The organism is Mycobacterium sp. ST-F2 (genome assembly GCF_001905655.1).
In the GTDB taxonomy this organism is placed as follows: Bacteria; Actinomycetota; Actinomycetes; order Mycobacteriales; family Mycobacteriaceae; genus Mycobacterium.
Genome location: NZ_JMHT01000016.1, coordinates 1 through 15,006 on the forward strand (window position 1 = coordinate 1; position 15,006 = coordinate 15,006).

Below are 15,006 nucleotides of genomic sequence, written 5' to 3' on the forward strand. Positions count from 1 at the left end.
AAGGGTGGCGATGGCTTCGACACCATCACCGCGATCGGCATCGCGGGCAACGGCGGCGCCGGCGGTAACGGTGGCACCGGTGGCACTGATGGCAATGGCGGCAACGGCGGCGCCGGCGGTGCGGGCGGCAATGGCGCCGATGGCCTTGCGGCACTTGGTGAAAGCGGGCCCAACGGCGGCCATGGCGGCGCCGGTGGCACCGGTGGTGCCGGTGGCACCAACGCGGGCAACGGCGGTAACGGCGGTATCGGCGGCAATGCCGGTAACGGTGGTTCCGGCGGCTCGGGTGTCCTCGGCGGCGGAGCGCTCGGCGGCGGTGGAAACGGCGGCAACGGCGGTAATGGCGGCGCCGGAGGCAAGGGCGGCGCCGCTGCTCACGGCACCGTCGGCAACGGCGGCAAGGGCGGCAACGCCGGAAACGGCAGCAACGGCGGCAATGGCTCCGACGGCAGTTCGTCGTTGATCCCCAACGGCGGCAAGGGCGGTGACGGCGGCAACGCCGGCAGCGCCGGTACCGGAGGCTTCAACGGCAACGGCGCCAACCAAGCCGCCAGCGGCACGGGCGGTAACGGCGGCAACGGCGGTAAGGGTGGCGATGGCTTCGACACCATCACCGCGATCGGCATCGCGGGCAACGGCGGCGCCGGCGGTAACGGTGGCACCGGTGGCACTGATGGCAATGGCGGCAACGGCGGCGCCGGCGGTGCGGGCGGCAATGGCGCCGATGGCCTTGCGGCACTTGGCGAAAACGGTCCCAACGGCGGCCACGGCGGCGCCGGCGGCATCGGTGGTGCCGGTGGCACCAACGCCGGTAACGGCGGCTCCGGTGGTACCGGTGGCGCAGGCGGTAACGGCGGCAGCGGCGGCTCGGGCATCCTCGGCGGCAACACCGGTGGTTCCGGTGGCGCGGGCGGTAACGGCGGAGTCGGCGGCAAGGGCGGCAGCGCGGCCCACGGCACCGTCGGCAACGGCGGCAAGGGCGGCAAGGGCGGTAAGGCCGGCAACGGCGGCACCGGTGGTGCCGGTTCGGACGGCATCTCGTCGATCCAGCGCGACGGCGGCAAGGGCGGCACCGGCGGCAGCGCCGGTAACGCCGGCGCGGGCGGCTTCAACGGCAACGGCGCCAACCAAGCCGCCAGCGGCGCGGGCGGCTTCGGAGGGGACGGCGGTAAGGGCGGCAACGGCTTCGACGCCCTCACCATCCTCGGCACCGCGGGCCGCGGTGGCGACGGTGGCGCCGGCGGTTCGGGCGGCCTGACCGGCGACGGCGGTGCCGGTGGTGCCGGTGGAACGGGCGGCAACGGCGCCAACGGGACCATCGGGGCCTCGCTGGGGGCGACCGGCTTGTCCGGCAGCGCCGCGGGCGCCGGTGGTAATGGTGGCGTCGGCGGCGCCGGCGGCACCGTCTCGGGCGTCGGCGGCGCAGGCGGTGCCGGCGGCAAGGGTGGCACCGGCGGGAACGGCGGCGTCGGCGGGCTCCCTGCCTTCGGCTCCAACAACGCGGCCGGGATCAGCGGCGGTGGCGGCTTCGGTGGCACCGGCGGCGCAGGCGGCGCAGGCGGTAACGGTGGAGCGGGCGGGACATCCGTGAACGGCATCGACGGTGCCGGCGGCAAGGGTGGCACCGGCGGCAATGGTGGCGTCGGCGGCGACGGCCAGACCGGCGCGAACGGCACCCCGTTCATCAACGGCAACGCCGGGTCCACAGGCGGCGTCGGTGGCACCGGCGGCGCCGCGGGAGCCGGCGGTAAGGGCGGCAGCACCGGCGACAACGTCGGTGGCGTGGGCGGTGACGGTGGCGTCGGCGGCGCCGGTGGTACCGGCGGCGACGGCGGTAAGGGCTACAACGACAACGTCACCCAATGGGGCAACGGCGGCAACGGCGGTGCCGGCGGCACGGGTGGCGCCAGTGGCAACGGCGGTAGCGGCGGAACCGGTTCGATAACCGGCGCCGGTGGCAACGGTCCCGCCGGCGGCGCGGGAGGCGCCGGCGGTTCGGGCGGCGCCAACGGCGGCCACGGCACCCACGACGGCACCGACGGTGCCACGGGCAGCAGCGGCGCCAGTGGTTCCGGAGGCACCGGCAACCCGGCCGGTGGCAGCGGAATCCTGGTCTGACGGGTGCGGTGTGGCGCCGGCGGTCGGCGCCACACCGCATCACCCCCGCAGGTCCAACAGTTCCTCCTGAAAGCCGCCGAATCTCCGGCCGGGCTCGACGAGATGCACCTCCAGAATCCAATGGCATTGCCGCCCTTGCGAATCCACGCGCCGCATCGGCAGGTCCGAACCAGGCGCCACGTAGGAGTCGATCTCGTGGCCGGCGATCTTCTCGTGCGGAAACTCTCCCACCAGGTGTCCGGCGATGGTGCCACCGAATTCCCACCCGGCAGCCCGACTCAGCCCGACGACGTGGTCGAACAGCTGCGCGCCGGTGATATCCGGAGTCGACTCGAAGTGCGTCCGAGCCGCTTCCCATACCTTCGGTAAATCGTTGCGCAAGGCCAACTTTCGCGGATCGTCGCCGAGTACGAAGGTACGGCCGAAGTCGGCTTCTCACTCCTCGAAGAGCGGCCCCAGGTCGACGAACACGATGTCGTCGTCGGCAATCACCCTGTCGGGCGGGTTCTCCCGCGCGGTCGACAGCGTGTTCTCGCCGCCGCGGACGATCCGCTTGTGCCAGTGCCGGGTGACGCCGAGGATTTCGGCGGCCAGATCACGGATCTCGTCGGTCACCTGACGCTCGCCGGCACCCGGCCGGATCAGTCCACGTTCTTCGATGGCGACGAACAGTTCCGCCGCCTTGCGCTGGGCATCGAGAAGGTGTGCGACACGGGCCTGTTCATCGATCTTCTCCATGCCACCGATGCTAGGCGGGTCGCACGAACTCCCAGCCCGCCGCCTTCATCTCGGCGATCGCCGCCGCATATCCCGCGGCGGTACCCGAACCCGGGTGGTTCATGTGGGAGATGACGACGGAACCAGGTTGCGCACCAACCACATTCGCGCGCACCCGGGCGGCCGGCAGCGTCGCACCACAGTCGCCGTTGACACTGAACCCGAGTGGCTGCAGCCCGAGATCGCGCACGATCTGCACCGCCACGTCGTCGTAGTGGGCGGTGCCGGGGCGGAACCAGGTGGGTGCCTTCCCGGTCAGCGCGGTGAGCTTCATCTGATTGCCCCACACCTCGTCGACGACCTCGGCAGCCGACCGCGTGCCGCCGATGCCGTAAGCCACCCGGCCGGTCACCGACAGCGGCACGTGTCGGGTGCCGTGGTTGCCGATCTCGAACAGCGGGTTGGCGGCCAGCTGTGCGGCACGATCCGGGTGTTGATCGACCCACCGGGAGTTGAAGAAGAGCACCGCAGGCACGTTGTTGCGCTGCAGCGTGTCGAGCAGTGCATCGTCGACACCGCCACGGCACGCATCGAACGTCAGGGCGATCTGGCGTCCGCCGGCGGGGACCGAGGTGACGATCCCGGGCAATGCCATCCCCCACTGGGTTGGCACCCCGCGCGCGTACTGGCTCGCGACGGCGGCCGGATCCTGCGCCGCAGACGCCCGGGACGCCAATGCCAGCGAACCGGCAGCAGCAGCCCCAGCAGCAAGGAAGGCGCGTCTGGTTATCACGGCACGGACGCTAGGCCGCGACTCTGAACAGCGCGTGTCCAGAGCCTGTGAGTTCACCGCGAACCGGGTGAATGGTGGGCCACCCTATGAATTTCGTCGTCGAGTAGGACTGGCCCGACTCGTCCCAGGACACGCCGAGGAAAGTGCACCGCCCGAACCCGTTGCCCTAGACTGCCCTTCGACCAAGGAGGAGTCTTCGGGTGCGGGCTTATGCAGCGCCCAGCACCCAGGCTTTGCGGGGCTGGCAACGTCGGGCTTTGGTGCGGTATCTCACCGCCAAGCCGCGTGATTTTCTTGCTGTCGCGACCCCGGGTGCAGGCAAGACGACCTTCGCCCTGCGGATCGCCGGTGAGTTGCTGACAGAGCGCACCGTCGACCAGGTCGTGGTCGTCGTCCCGACCGAGCACCTCAAGACCCAGTGGGCGGAAGCCGCGGCGCGCGTCGGCATGGCGCTGGACCCCAAGTTCAGCAACTCGACGGGGCAGACGTCGTCGGACTACCACGGCATCGTCGTCACCTATGCCCAGGTCGCCAGCCACCCGACCCGACACCGGGTGCGCACCGAGAACCACAAGACGCTGGTGATCTTCGACGAGGTCCACCACGGCGGCGACGCGAAGAGCTGGGGCGAGGCCATCCGCGAGGCCTACGACGATGCGACGCGGCGCCTCTGCCTGACCGGGACCCCGTTCCGGTCCGACGACAGCCCCATCCCGTTCGTGCAGTACGAGCCCGACGGCAGCGGCCATCAGCAGTCGGTGGCCGACCACACCTACGGCTACTCCGACGCGCTCGCCGACGGCGTGGTGCGGCCGGTGGTCTTCATGGCGTACTCGGGCGAGGCCCGCTGGCGCGACAGTGCCGGCGAGGAGCACGCGGCCCGCCTCGGCGAACCACTCACCGCCGAGCAGACCGCCCGGGCCTGGCGTACCGCGCTGAACCCCGAAGGCGAATGGATGCCCGCGGTGATCGCGGCGGCCAACAAGCGGCTGGGGCAGTTGCGGCAGAGCATCCCGGACGCCGGCGGCATGATCATCGCCACCGACCAGACCACCGCCCGCGCCTACGCCAAGCTGCTGCACACCATCACGGGCGAGGAAGCGACGGTCATCCTGTCGGATGACCCGACGGCGTCGGCTCGCATCTCGCAGTTCTCCGAGGGCACCAGCCGCTGGCTCGTCGCGGTCCGCATGGTGTCCGAGGGTGTCGACGTGCCGCGGCTCGCGGTCGGCGTGTACGCGACGAGCGCGTCGACCCCCTTGTTCTTCGCGCAGGCCATCGGCCGGTTCGTGCGGCTGCGCCGCAAGGGCGAGACGGCCAGCATCTTCCTGCCGTCGGTGCCGAACCTGCTGGAGCTGGCCAGCGAGCTGGAGCGCGAGCGCAACCACGTGCTCGGCAAGCCCCACCGCGTGTCCGACGGCCTTGACGACGAACTGCTCGAGCAGGCGCAGAAGAAGGAAGACGAGAAGTCGGAGCTGGAGAACGGCTTCGAGATGCTCGGCTCGGACGCCGAGCTGGACCAGGTGATCTTCGACGGCTCGTCGTTCGGTACCGCGACCGAGGCCGGCAGCGACGAGGAAGCCGACTATCTCGGCATTCCCGGTCTGCTGGATCACACCCAGATGCGCGACCTGCTGAGCAGGCGCCAGGACGAGCAGTTGCAGAAGCGCAGCGCCAAGGCCGCTGCCACTGGCGCACCGCCCCCGCCCATGACCACCCACGGCCAGCTGCGCGAGCTGCGCAAGGAACTGAACCTGCTGGTGGCGGCGTTCCACCACCGCACCGGCAAGCCGCACGGCTGGATCCACAACGAGTTGCGCCGCCGGCACCCGGGTCCCCCGGTGGCGGCCGCGACCCGCGAGCAGCTGCAGGACCGCATCGCCGCGATCCGCAACATGCAGCGGGAGCTGACGGCCTGAGGCCCTCAGAGGCCCAGCAGCTCCGGCAGGTCGGCGACGGAGTCCAGCACGTAGTTCGGCTGCATCGCGAATTCGTCTGCGGCCCAACGGTCCAGCGTGTCCTGGCGGAATTTTCCGGTCCGCACGAGCACGCCCGTCATCCCGACGACCTGGGCCGCGAGGACGTCGTTGTTGAGGTCGTCGCCGACCATGTACATCTCTTCGGGTTCGACGCCGAGCCGCGCGGCCGCGGTGAAGAACCCGGCGGGTGCGGGCTTGCCGACGGCGGTGCCCTGATGACCGGTGGTCTGTTCCAGCCCCGCCAGATACAGCCCGGTGTCCACCCGTAGCCCGTCGGCGGTGTTCCACGCGTTGCTGCGGTGCATGGCGACGACGGGGACGCCGCGGGTCATCCAGTCATAGATCCAGCTGAGGGTCAGATGCGTGTATTCGGGCCCCGCGCCACCGAGCAGCACCACGTCTGGCGTGTCGGGCTGCTGCGGGCCAGCGAAGTCGGAGGCGTACACCAGATCGACGCCGGGCATGTCCGCACCGATCTGGCCGCTGTTCACCAGGAAACATCGGGCACCGGGGTAGCGGTCACGCACGTAGTCGGCGGTCAGCACCGCTGCGGTGACGACCTCGTCGGCGGCGACCTCGATGCCTGCCGCACAAAGCAATTCGGCGATCTGCTGACGGGTCTTGGTGGTGGTGTTGGTCAGGAACGACCGGGCGATCTGACGCTCCTCGAGCGCCCGCAAGGTCTCGGCCGCACCGTCGATCGGACGCCACGAGGTCACCAGGACACCATCGATGTCGAAGAGCACCCCGCCGATTGCCATGGTGCCGACAGTAAACGCCCGCCGCTCCCGCGCAACTCAGGCGGTTCGCTCGGTAGTGTCTTCGCGCATGAGCACACAAGCGAGTAGCGGAGCGAATCGCGCATGAGCCCCCAGTGGACGGCCAATGATGTGCCGGACCAGACCGGGCGGGTGGCGATCGTCACCGGCTCCAACACCGGGCTGGGATACGAGACGGCGCGGGTGTTGGCGGGCAAGGGCGCTCGCGTGGTGATGGCGGTGCGCGACACCGCCAAAGGCGACGACGCCGCCGCCCGGCTGCGGGCGAGCACCCCGAACGCCGACGTCGTCGTGCAGAAGCTGGACCTGGGTTCGCTGACCTCGGTCCGCGCGGCGGCCGACGACCTGCGGGCGGCCTATCCGCGGATCGACCTGCTGATCAACAACGCCGGCGTGATGTACCCGCCCAAGCAGATCACCGCCGACGGCTTCGAATTGCAGTTCGGCACCAATCACCTCGGCGCGTTCGCGCTCACCGGACTGCTCATCGAGAACCTGCTGTCCGTCCCGGGTTCGCGCGTGGTGACCCTCGGCAGCATCGCGCACCGCATCCTCGGGAAGATCGACTTCGCCGACCTGCAGTGGGAGAAGCGCCGCTACAACCGGGTCGCGGCGTACGGGCAGTCGAAGCTGGCGAACCTGATGTTCGCCTACGAGCTGCAACGCCGGCTCGTGGCCACGAACGCCGAAACCATCTCGGTCGCGGCCCATCCCGGCATCTCGAACACCGAGTTGATGCGCCACATCCCCGGCTCCGGCCTGCCCGGCTTCAACCAGATCAGCGGGCTGGTCGCCAACAGCCCCGAGGTCGGCGCGCTGGCCACCTTGCGGGCCGCCGTCGACCCTGATGCGCGCGGCGGCGAGTACTACGGGCCTTCCGGTCTCCTCCAGCTGGTCGGCCACCCGGTGCTGGTGCAGTCGACCGCCCAGTCGCACGACGCCGGCATCCAGCGGCGGTTGTGGGCGGTGTCCGAAGAGCTCACCGGCGTCACCTTCGCGATCTAGCCTCATGCGGACCGTCGAGGAACATCAGCACGTTGTCGCCGGACTGATCAGCGCCCGGCCCGCCGTCGCGGTGCCGCTGGCCGACGCGCTGGGGCTGGCCCTTGCCGAGGACGTGGTGGCGCCGCTGTCGCTGCCCGGTTTCGACAACTCGGCGATGGACGGTTACGCCGTCCTGGCCGCCGACGTGGCCACCGCCACCGCCGACAATCCAGTGAAACTGCCTGTCGCCGAGGACATTCCGGCCGGACGCACCGACCTGCTGACTCTGGCGCCCGGCACCGCGCACCGGATCATGACCGGCGCCATGCTGCCGGCGGGCGCCACCGCGGTGGTCCAGGTCGAGGCCACGGACGGGGCGACCGACGTCGTGTCGATCTACTCGGCGGTCCCCGAAGGCCGGAGCATTCGGCGGGCCGGCGAGGACGTCACCGCCGGGATGACGGTGCTGTCCGCCGGCGAGGTGCTCTCCCCCGCGGCCCTGGGTCTGGCTGCCGCCCTGGGCCTGGCCGAGCTGAAAGTTATTCCGCGGCAACGGGTCCTGGTGCTGTCCACCGGAACGGAGCTGGTCGCGCCGGGCACGCCGCTGCAACCGGGACAGATCTACGAGTCCAACGCCGTGATGCTGGCCGCCGCGCTACGTGAGGCCGGCGCCGACGTCACGACCGCACCGGCGACATCCGACGACGTGGCGCTGTTCCGGGAGACCCTGGCCGGCCATGCCCAGAACGTCGACCTGATCGTCACCACGGGCGGCGTCAGCGCCGGCGCGTACGAGGTGGTGAAAGACGCCCTTTCAGGCGATGTCGAGTTCGTGAAGGTCGCGATGCAGCCCGGCATGCCGCAGGGCGCCGGGACCGTCGGCGGCACGCCCATCGTCACGTTGCCGGGCAACCCCGTCTCGGCGCTGGTGTCGTTCGAGGTCTTCATCCGGCCACCGCTGCGCGCGGCGATGGGCCTGCCGTCGCAGCGACCGCGCCGCCCGGCGACGCTCACCGAGAAGCTGACCTCCCCCGCCGGGAAACGCCAGTTCCGCCGCGGCGTGCTCGGCACCGATGAGCAGGTGAGCAGCTACGGCCCGCCGGCGTCGCACCACCTCCGGTGGCTGGCGACGGCAAACTGCCTGCTGGACATCGGCGAGGACGTGGTCGAATTAGCGGCTGGATCGCCCGTGCCCGTCTGGGATCTCAGTTAGAGCCCCGCAAACCGTAGAATCGAGTCCCCATGGCCAGACCTGCGCGCCCCCCAGCTGACACTCCAGAGTCCGAACTGTCACGTTTCGTCGACCTGGTCCGTTCCACCGTTCCCCCGATGCACCCGGCCGGGCTGCCGTTCGTCGGCGGCGCCCTCGGTGTCGCCGCGATCGGCCACCGCAAGCGCTGGGTCCGGGCGGCCGGACTGGCCGCGGCCGCCGCGTGCGCCGGGTTCTTCCGGCATCCGCCGCGGACGCCACCGAGCCGGCCCGGCGTCGTCGTCGCGCCGGCCGACGGCCTGGTGACGCTCATCGACGAGGCCGTCCCGCCCGCCGAGCTGAACCTGTCCGACGAGCCGCTGCCGCGCGTCAGCATCTTCCTGTCGCTGTTCGACGCGCATGTGCAGCGCGCGCCGGTGGCCGGCGAGGTGATCACCGTCAAGCACAAGCCGGGCCAGTTCCTGTCCGCCGACAAGGCCGAGGCCAGCGAGGACAACGAGCGCAACAGCCTCTGGCTGCGCACCGCCGACGGCCACGACGTCGTCGCGGTGCAGCTCGCCGGTCTGCTGGCCCGCCGCATCGTGTGCAGCACCCACCCGGGTGCGCACCTGGCGCTGGGCGAGACGTACGGCCTCATCCGGTTCGGCTCCCGCCTGGACACCTACCTGCCCAAGGGCTCCGTGATCGGCGTCGAGATCGGGCAGCGCGCCATCGGCGGCGAGACGGTGCTGGCAGACCTGCCGAGCGGGTCGCCGGCATGAAACCCCGGATCAAGACTCCGCAGGTGAGCCTGCGGAAGCTGGTCCCCAGCGCCCTGACGGTCGCTGCGATCTGCCTGGGTCTGTCGGCGGTCAAGTACGCCCTCGACCACCGGCCCACCGAGGCCATGGCGCTGCTGGCGGGTGCCGCGATCCTCGACGCGCTCGACGGCCGCGCGGCCCGCATGCTGAACGCGACGTCCAAGATGGGCGCGGAGATCGACTCGCTGGCCGACGCCGTGAACTTCGGCGTGGCGCCGGCGTTCATCGTGTACGCCACGCTGCTGGAGCACAACAGCTCGCCGCTCGCCTGGATCGTGGTGCTGCTGTACGCGGTGTGCATCGTGCTGCGGCTGGCGCGCTTCAACGCCATGCTCGACGTGGAGGGCCCGGCGTTCGAGAAGGAGTTCTTCACCGGCATGCCGGCCCCGGCCGGCGCGATCGGCGCCATCGGCCCGCTGGCGGCCAAGATGCAGTTCCCCGGCCCCTGGTGGGATTCGCACTGGGGTCAGATCTTCATCTGCATCTGGCTGATCGGCGTCTCGCTGCTGGTGGTCAGCACCGTCCCGATGCGCAAGGTGCACACCTTCGCCATCCCGCCGAACATGGCCCTGCCGCTGCTGGCGCTGCTGGCCATCCTGGTGGCCGCCTCGGTGATGTACGGCTACATCGTCATCCTGGTGATCATCGTCGCCTACGTGATCCACATCCCGTTCGCGGTCCGGACCAAGGCCTGGCTGCGTGCACACCCCGAGGTCTGGGACGACAAACCCAAGGAACAGCGACAGGCCCGCCGCGCCATCCGCCGTGCGCAGCCGCGTCGCACCGACCGCGGGCAGCGCCGGTCCACGGCCCGGCTGCGGTTGCGTAGGCCGGGTCCTCGTCGATGACGCCCCCGCAGGCACAGGCCCTGCAGGGCGCATCCGACCCGTCCGGCGCGCAGCTCCAGCTCACCGCCCGGCTCAACACCTCAGCACTCGACGCCCGCCGCGGCGTGGTGCTGCTGCACCCGGAAGCGATAGCTGCCCTGGGTATCCGCGAGTGGGACGCGGTGTCGCTGACCGGCACGCGCACCACCTGCGCGGTGGTCGGGGTGGCCGCCACCGGGACTCCCCCGGGCACCGCGCTGCTCGACGATGTGACCCTGTCGAATGCCGGCATCCGGGCCGACGCGCCGGTGCTGGTGTCACCGGCGACGGTGTACGGCGCCCGCTCGGTGACCGTCAGCGGTTCGCGACTGGCCAGCAGCTCGATCTCCCCGGCGACGTTGCGAATGGCATTGCTGGGCAAGGTGATGACGGTCGGCGACACGGTGTCACTGCTGCCGCGCGATCTGGGTCCGGGCACCTCGACGTCCGCGGCCACCGCGGCGCTGGCCACGCAGGTCGGCATCACCTGGACCTCAGAGCTGCTCACCGTGACAGCCGTCGACCCGGCCGGACCGGTCAGCGTGCAACCGAATTCAGTGGTCAGCTGGGGTGATGCCACCGTCGTCACGGCAGCCGCGCAACCGGTGATCTCCCCCGCGAAAACGACTGACGCCCAAACCGTTTCGGTCGATGACCTCAAGGGCGTACACGCCCAGGTGACGCGACTGACCGAGTGGCTCAAGCTGGCCCTCGACGAACCCGAACTCCTCGAAACCCTGGGTGCCACCGCCAATCTGGGCGTCCTGGTGTCCGGGCCCGCGGGCGTCGGCAAGGCCGCCATGGTGCGCGCGGTGTGCACGTCACGCCGCCTCGTCGAGCTCGACGGGCCGGAGGTCGGGGCGCTGCGCGCCGAGGACCGACTGGCCGGGGTCGCCGCTGCCGTGAGCTCGGTGCGCGACGGCGGTGGTGTCCTGCTCATCACCGACATCGACGCGCTGTTGCCCGCGGTCGCCGAGCCCGTGGCCACGTTGATCCTGACCGAGCTCCGCAAGGCCGTCGCCAGCCGCGGTGTGGCGTTCATCGCGACGTCGGCCGTGCCCGACGGCGTGGACGCCCGCCTTCGCGCGCCTGATCTGTGCGACCGCGAACTGGGACTGACCCTGCCCGACGCCGCCACCCGCAAGGCCCTGCTGGAGGTGCTGCTGCGGTCGGTGCCCGCCAAGGACCTGGACCTGGACGAGATCGCCGGGCGCACACCGGGATTCGTCGTCGCCGATCTCGCCGCCCTGGTGCGCGAGGCCGCGCTGCGGGCGGCCGCCCGCGCCAGCGCCGACGGTGCCGAACCGGCTCTGACGCAGGATGATCTGGCCGGCGCACTGTCGGTGATCCGGCCGCTGTCGCGGTCGGCGACCGAGGAGGTCGCGGTCGGGTCGGTGACGCTCGACGACGTCGGCGACATGGTGGCGACGAAGCAGGCGCTGACCGAAGCGGTGCTGTGGCCACTGCAGCGCCCGGACACCTTCGAGCGTCTCGGCGTGGAACCGCCCCGGGGCGTGCTGTTGTACGGGCCGCCCGGCTGCGGCAAGACGTTCCTGGTGCGGGCCTTGGCCAGTTCCGGCCGGTTGTCGGTGCATGCTGTCAAGGGCGCCGAGTTGATGGACAAATGGGTCGGCTCGTCGGAGCGCGCCGTCCGCGAATTGTTCCAGCGCGCACGCGATTCCGCGCCATCGCTGGTGTTCCTCGACGAGATGGACGCGCTGGCGCCGCGCCGCGGGCAGAGCTTCGATTCCGGTGTCACCGACCGTGTGGTGGCCGCGCTGCTCACCGAACTCGACGGCATCAACCCGTTGCGCGACGTCGTGGTGGTCGGTGCGACCAACCGGCCGGATCTCATCGACCCCGCGCTGCTGCGGCCGGGCCGGCTGGAGAAGCTGGTGTTCGTCGAGCCGCCCGACGCCGAGGCCCGTCGCGAAATCCTGCGTACCGCAGGCAAATCCATTCCCCTGGCGCCCGACGTCGACCTCGGCGAGTTGGCCGGTGAACTCGACGGCTACAGCGCCGCGGACTGCGTCGCCCTGTTGCGCGAAGCGGCGCTGACCGCGATGCGCCGGTCCATCGACGCCGCCGATGTCACCGCGGCCGACGTCGCCAAGGCCCGCGAGACGGTGCGGCCGTCACTGGATCCCGTTCAGGTGCAATCACTTCGGGAGTTCGCCGAAGGGCGCTGAGTTTCGCAATCGAAACAAGCTACGCGAGCCTCAGTCAAAGTGCCGAGGCACATCCATCCGCTGATGGAGGATGCGCACGACGTCGATGATTTCCCCGGAGATGAGCCGGTAATACAGCACGTGCGATCCCACCGCATGTTTCCGGTAACCCGGGCGAACGTCGTCGCACGCTCGCCCGATCATCGGCGACTCCGCGATGCGTTCGATGGCATGTTGAATCTCCCGAACGTACGCCTGCGCCTGATCAGCGTTCCAGCGCTCACATGTGTAGTCCCAGACATCTTCCAAGTCGGCGCGCGCCGCGGGCGAAAGTACATAACGGCTCACTGACGATGGGAACCCTCGGCCCGTTTGCGCGATACGAACTCATCAAAGTCGAATTCTGTTGATTCACCGCTACGTTCACCATCCACAAGGGCCTGGCGCAACGCCCTCAGTCGAGTCTCCCGATCCTCGAGCAGTCGCAATGCGGATCGCACTACGTCACTGGCCGATCGATAACGACCGGACGCGACTTCAGTCTCGATGAACGCGCTGTAGTGCTCATCGAGACTGAATGAGGTGTTCCTGCCCACATCCCGAACAATACCAGTTTTTGGTAACCCTGGGCCGTCGCAGCGATGGCACGAGGGGCGCTAACCAGCCAAACCCACGACGGCCTGCACCGCGGACCGGACGCGCCGTTCCAGCTCACCGGAGTCGGTGCTGTCGAACTTGCCGTCCAGGAACAGGAACGCCAGTCCATGCACGAGCGCCCAGACGGCGTCGCTCAACGCATCGGCATCGGCATCCGGGAACACCCGCGCGATGTTCGCCTTGAGATAGGCCGAGATCGCCGCGACCGCGTCGACCCGCTCGGGACTCCCGGCATCGCACTGCTCACTGAACATGGCGCGGAACAGCGCGGGACGCCGCAGCGCGAACTGAACGTAGGCGATGGCGACGTCGGCGATCTCGTCGGCCGTCGACGGGGACGGGCTGACGGCCACCAGGTCCGCGGCCAGTTCGCGATAGCCGACGGCCGCGACGGCTGACATCAGCGCGTCCCGGTCCTGGTAGTGCCGGTAGGGCGCGGCGGCGGTGACCCCGGCGTGGCGGGCGACGGCGCGCATCGAGAGCGCCGCGGCGCCCTCCTCTTCCAGCAGCGCCAGCGCCGACTGCACCAGGGCGGTCCGCAGATCGCCGTGGTGGTACCCCGGCTTCGACACCGCTTTCGACGTCATCCCGAGTCCTGCCTCACAAATGTTGACACTGTTCACATTGCCCACTAGAAATGTGAGCAGCGTTTACATCATACCGACCCGAAGGCAGCCGATGTCTCCCACACTCTTCACCCCCTTCACCCTCGCATCCGGTCAGACGCTCCGAAACCGCATCGCCAAAGCCGCGATGGAGGAAGGTCTCGCCGGCCCCGGCCAGGCGCCCGACGATCGGCTCATCGCGCTGTACCACCGCTGGGGCGTCGGCGGCGCGGGCGTCCTGATCACCGGCAACGTCATGGTCCACGCCGAGGCTCTCACCGGACCGGGCGGCGTCGTCCTCGATGCGAACTCGCCGCTCGAGCCGTTCGTGAAGTGGGCCAAGGCCGGCAAAGCAGGCGGCACGAAGATGTGGATGCAGATCAGCCACCCCGGCCGCCAGGTCAACGCCAACATGCCGGGCGTGGTGTGGGGCCCGTCGGACGTCGCGGTGGATGTCGGCAAGCACAGCAAGCGGTTCGGCCGGCCGAGCGCCATGACGCCGCAGCAGATCGGCGCCACCATCCAGCGGTTCGTCACCACCGCGGCGCGCGCCGAGGAAGCCGGCTTCGACGGCGTCGAGGTACACGCCGCGCACGGCTACCTGCTGTCGCAGTTTCTGTCGCCGTTGGTCAACACCCGCACCGACGAGTGGGGTGGGTCGCTGGAGAACCGGGCCCGCCTGCTGCTGGAGATCGTCCGCCAGATCCGGCTGGCCGTCAGCCCGGAGTTCGCGGTCGCCGTCAAGCTGAACTCGGCGGACTTCCAGCGCGGCGGCTTCGACGCCGACGATGCCCTGCGCGTCATCGAGATGCTCGCGCCGCTCGGCGTCGACGTCGTCGAACTGTCCGGTGGCAGCTACGAGAGCCCGGCCATGACCGGGCGCGCTGCGGACAGTCGCACCGCGGCCCGCGAGGCGTACTTCCTGGAGCTGGCCGCAGAACTCGCCAAGACCAGCCCCATCCCGCTGATGCTCACCGGCGGCATCACCCGGCAGGACACCGCGAACACGGTGCTGGCCAACGGTATCGACATCGTCGGCATGGGTACCGCCATCGCCGTCACCCCGGATCTGCCCAACCGCTGGAGCCGCGGTGAGGAAGCCACCCGGCGCCTCAAGCCGGTGACGTGGTCGGACAAGACGCTGGCGTCGGCGGCGAGCATGGCATTGGTGCGCTACCAGATGCGGCAGATCACGCAAGGCCTCGAGCCGACGGCCCGCGCACATCCGCTGTACGCCCTCATCGTCGATCAACGGGTTCAGCGCAAAGCCCTTGCGCGCTAACGCAAATGGCTGCCCACGCAGCCGTCCGACCTGAAGTCTCCCATCGCA

Annotated in this window: 12 protein-coding genes and 2 pseudogenes; 8 read left to right on the top strand and 6 right to left on the bottom strand. The window is 70.2% G+C overall.

The window, feature by feature from the left end; genetic code table 11:
• Positions 1-2,118 (top strand): annotated as a pseudogene (locus EB75_RS29210) (PE family protein); the annotation flags it as partial.
• Positions 2,119-2,157: 39 nt separating this feature from the next.
• Here the strand turns inward: EB75_RS29210 and EB75_RS06895 are convergent.
• Positions 2,158-2,856 (bottom strand): annotated as a pseudogene (locus tag EB75_RS06895) (M24 family metallopeptidase).
• A gap of 10 nt (positions 2,857-2,866) precedes the next feature.
• Complete coding sequence (locus EB75_RS06900; protein ID WP_073694726.1) at positions 2,867-3,628, bottom strand: polysaccharide deacetylase family protein; 762 nt, start codon at positions 3,626-3,628, stop codon at positions 2,867-2,869.
• Between the two features lie 200 nt (positions 3,629-3,828).
• Here EB75_RS06900 and EB75_RS06905 point away from each other — a divergent pair, with 200 nt between their 5' ends.
• Complete coding sequence (locus tag EB75_RS06905; protein WP_061010274.1) at positions 3,829-5,547, top strand: DEAD/DEAH box helicase; 1,719 nt, start codon at positions 3,829-3,831, stop codon at positions 5,545-5,547.
• Positions 5,548-5,552: 5 nt separating this feature from the next.
• Here EB75_RS06905 and EB75_RS06910 read toward each other — a convergent pair whose 3' ends face one another.
• A complete protein-coding gene (locus EB75_RS06910; RefSeq protein ID WP_061000278.1) occupies positions 5,553-6,368 on the bottom strand; it encodes an HAD-IIA family hydrolase in 816 nt (271 codons plus the stop codon).
• 102 nt (positions 6,369-6,470) lie between these two features.
• On the opposite strand from EB75_RS06910, the gene EB75_RS06915 reads away from it, so the two are divergent.
• The 5 genes from EB75_RS06915 to EB75_RS06935 are packed head-to-tail and all read left to right on the top strand — an operon-like array spanning position 6,471 to position 12,435.
• The gene (locus tag EB75_RS06915; protein WP_073694727.1) at positions 6,471-7,391 is read left to right on the top strand and encodes an SDR family NAD(P)-dependent oxidoreductase; all 921 of its coding nucleotides are present in this window, start codon (positions 6,471-6,473) and stop codon (positions 7,389-7,391) included.
• 4 nt (positions 7,392-7,395) lie between these two features.
• Complete coding sequence (moeA, locus tag EB75_RS06920; protein WP_073694728.1) at positions 7,396-8,583, top strand: molybdopterin molybdotransferase MoeA; 1,188 nt, start codon at positions 7,396-7,398, stop codon at positions 8,581-8,583.
• Positions 8,584-8,612: 29 nt separating this feature from the next.
• A complete protein-coding gene (locus EB75_RS06925) occupies positions 8,613-9,341 on the top strand; it encodes a phosphatidylserine decarboxylase (protein WP_073694729.1) in 729 nt (242 codons plus the stop codon).
• A complete protein-coding gene (pssA, locus tag EB75_RS06930; RefSeq protein WP_073694730.1) occupies positions 9,338-10,228 on the top strand; it encodes a CDP-diacylglycerol--serine O-phosphatidyltransferase in 891 nt (296 codons plus the stop codon). The genes EB75_RS06925 and pssA overlap by 4 nt, the downstream gene beginning before the upstream one ends.
• Positions 10,225-12,435 (top strand): AAA family ATPase, encoded by a 2,211-nt coding sequence (locus EB75_RS06935; protein WP_073694731.1) that lies wholly within the window; start codon positions 10,225-10,227, stop codon positions 12,433-12,435. Before pssA ends, EB75_RS06935 begins: the two co-directional genes overlap by 4 nt.
• Positions 12,436-12,465: 30 nt before the next feature.
• Here EB75_RS06935 and EB75_RS06940 read toward each other — a convergent pair whose 3' ends face one another.
• The 3 genes from EB75_RS06940 to EB75_RS06950 are packed head-to-tail and all read right to left on the bottom strand — an operon-like array spanning position 12,466 to position 13,658.
• On the bottom strand, positions 12,466-12,762 hold the full coding sequence (locus tag EB75_RS06940; protein WP_073694732.1) for a type II toxin-antitoxin system RelE/ParE family toxin: 297 nt from the start codon (positions 12,760-12,762) through the stop codon (positions 12,466-12,468).
• Positions 12,759-13,010, bottom strand: coding sequence for a type II toxin-antitoxin system ParD family antitoxin (locus tag EB75_RS06945; RefSeq protein WP_073694733.1), 252 nt, complete (start codon positions 13,008-13,010; stop codon positions 12,759-12,761). Before EB75_RS06945 ends, EB75_RS06940 begins: the two co-directional genes overlap by 4 nt.
• Positions 13,011-13,070: 60 nt before the next feature.
• Positions 13,071-13,658: a TetR/AcrR family transcriptional regulator gene (locus EB75_RS06950; RefSeq protein ID WP_073694734.1), complete on the bottom strand. Its 588-nt coding sequence runs from the start codon at positions 13,656-13,658 to the stop codon at positions 13,071-13,073.
• A gap of 91 nt (positions 13,659-13,749) precedes the next feature.
• On the opposite strand from EB75_RS06950, the gene EB75_RS06955 reads away from it, so the two are divergent.
• Entirely contained in the window at positions 13,750-14,958 is a 1,209-nt protein-coding gene (locus EB75_RS06955) for an NADH:flavin oxidoreductase/NADH oxidase family protein (protein ID WP_073694735.1), read from the top strand.
• The last annotated feature ends 48 nt before the right edge of the window (positions 14,959-15,006 follow it).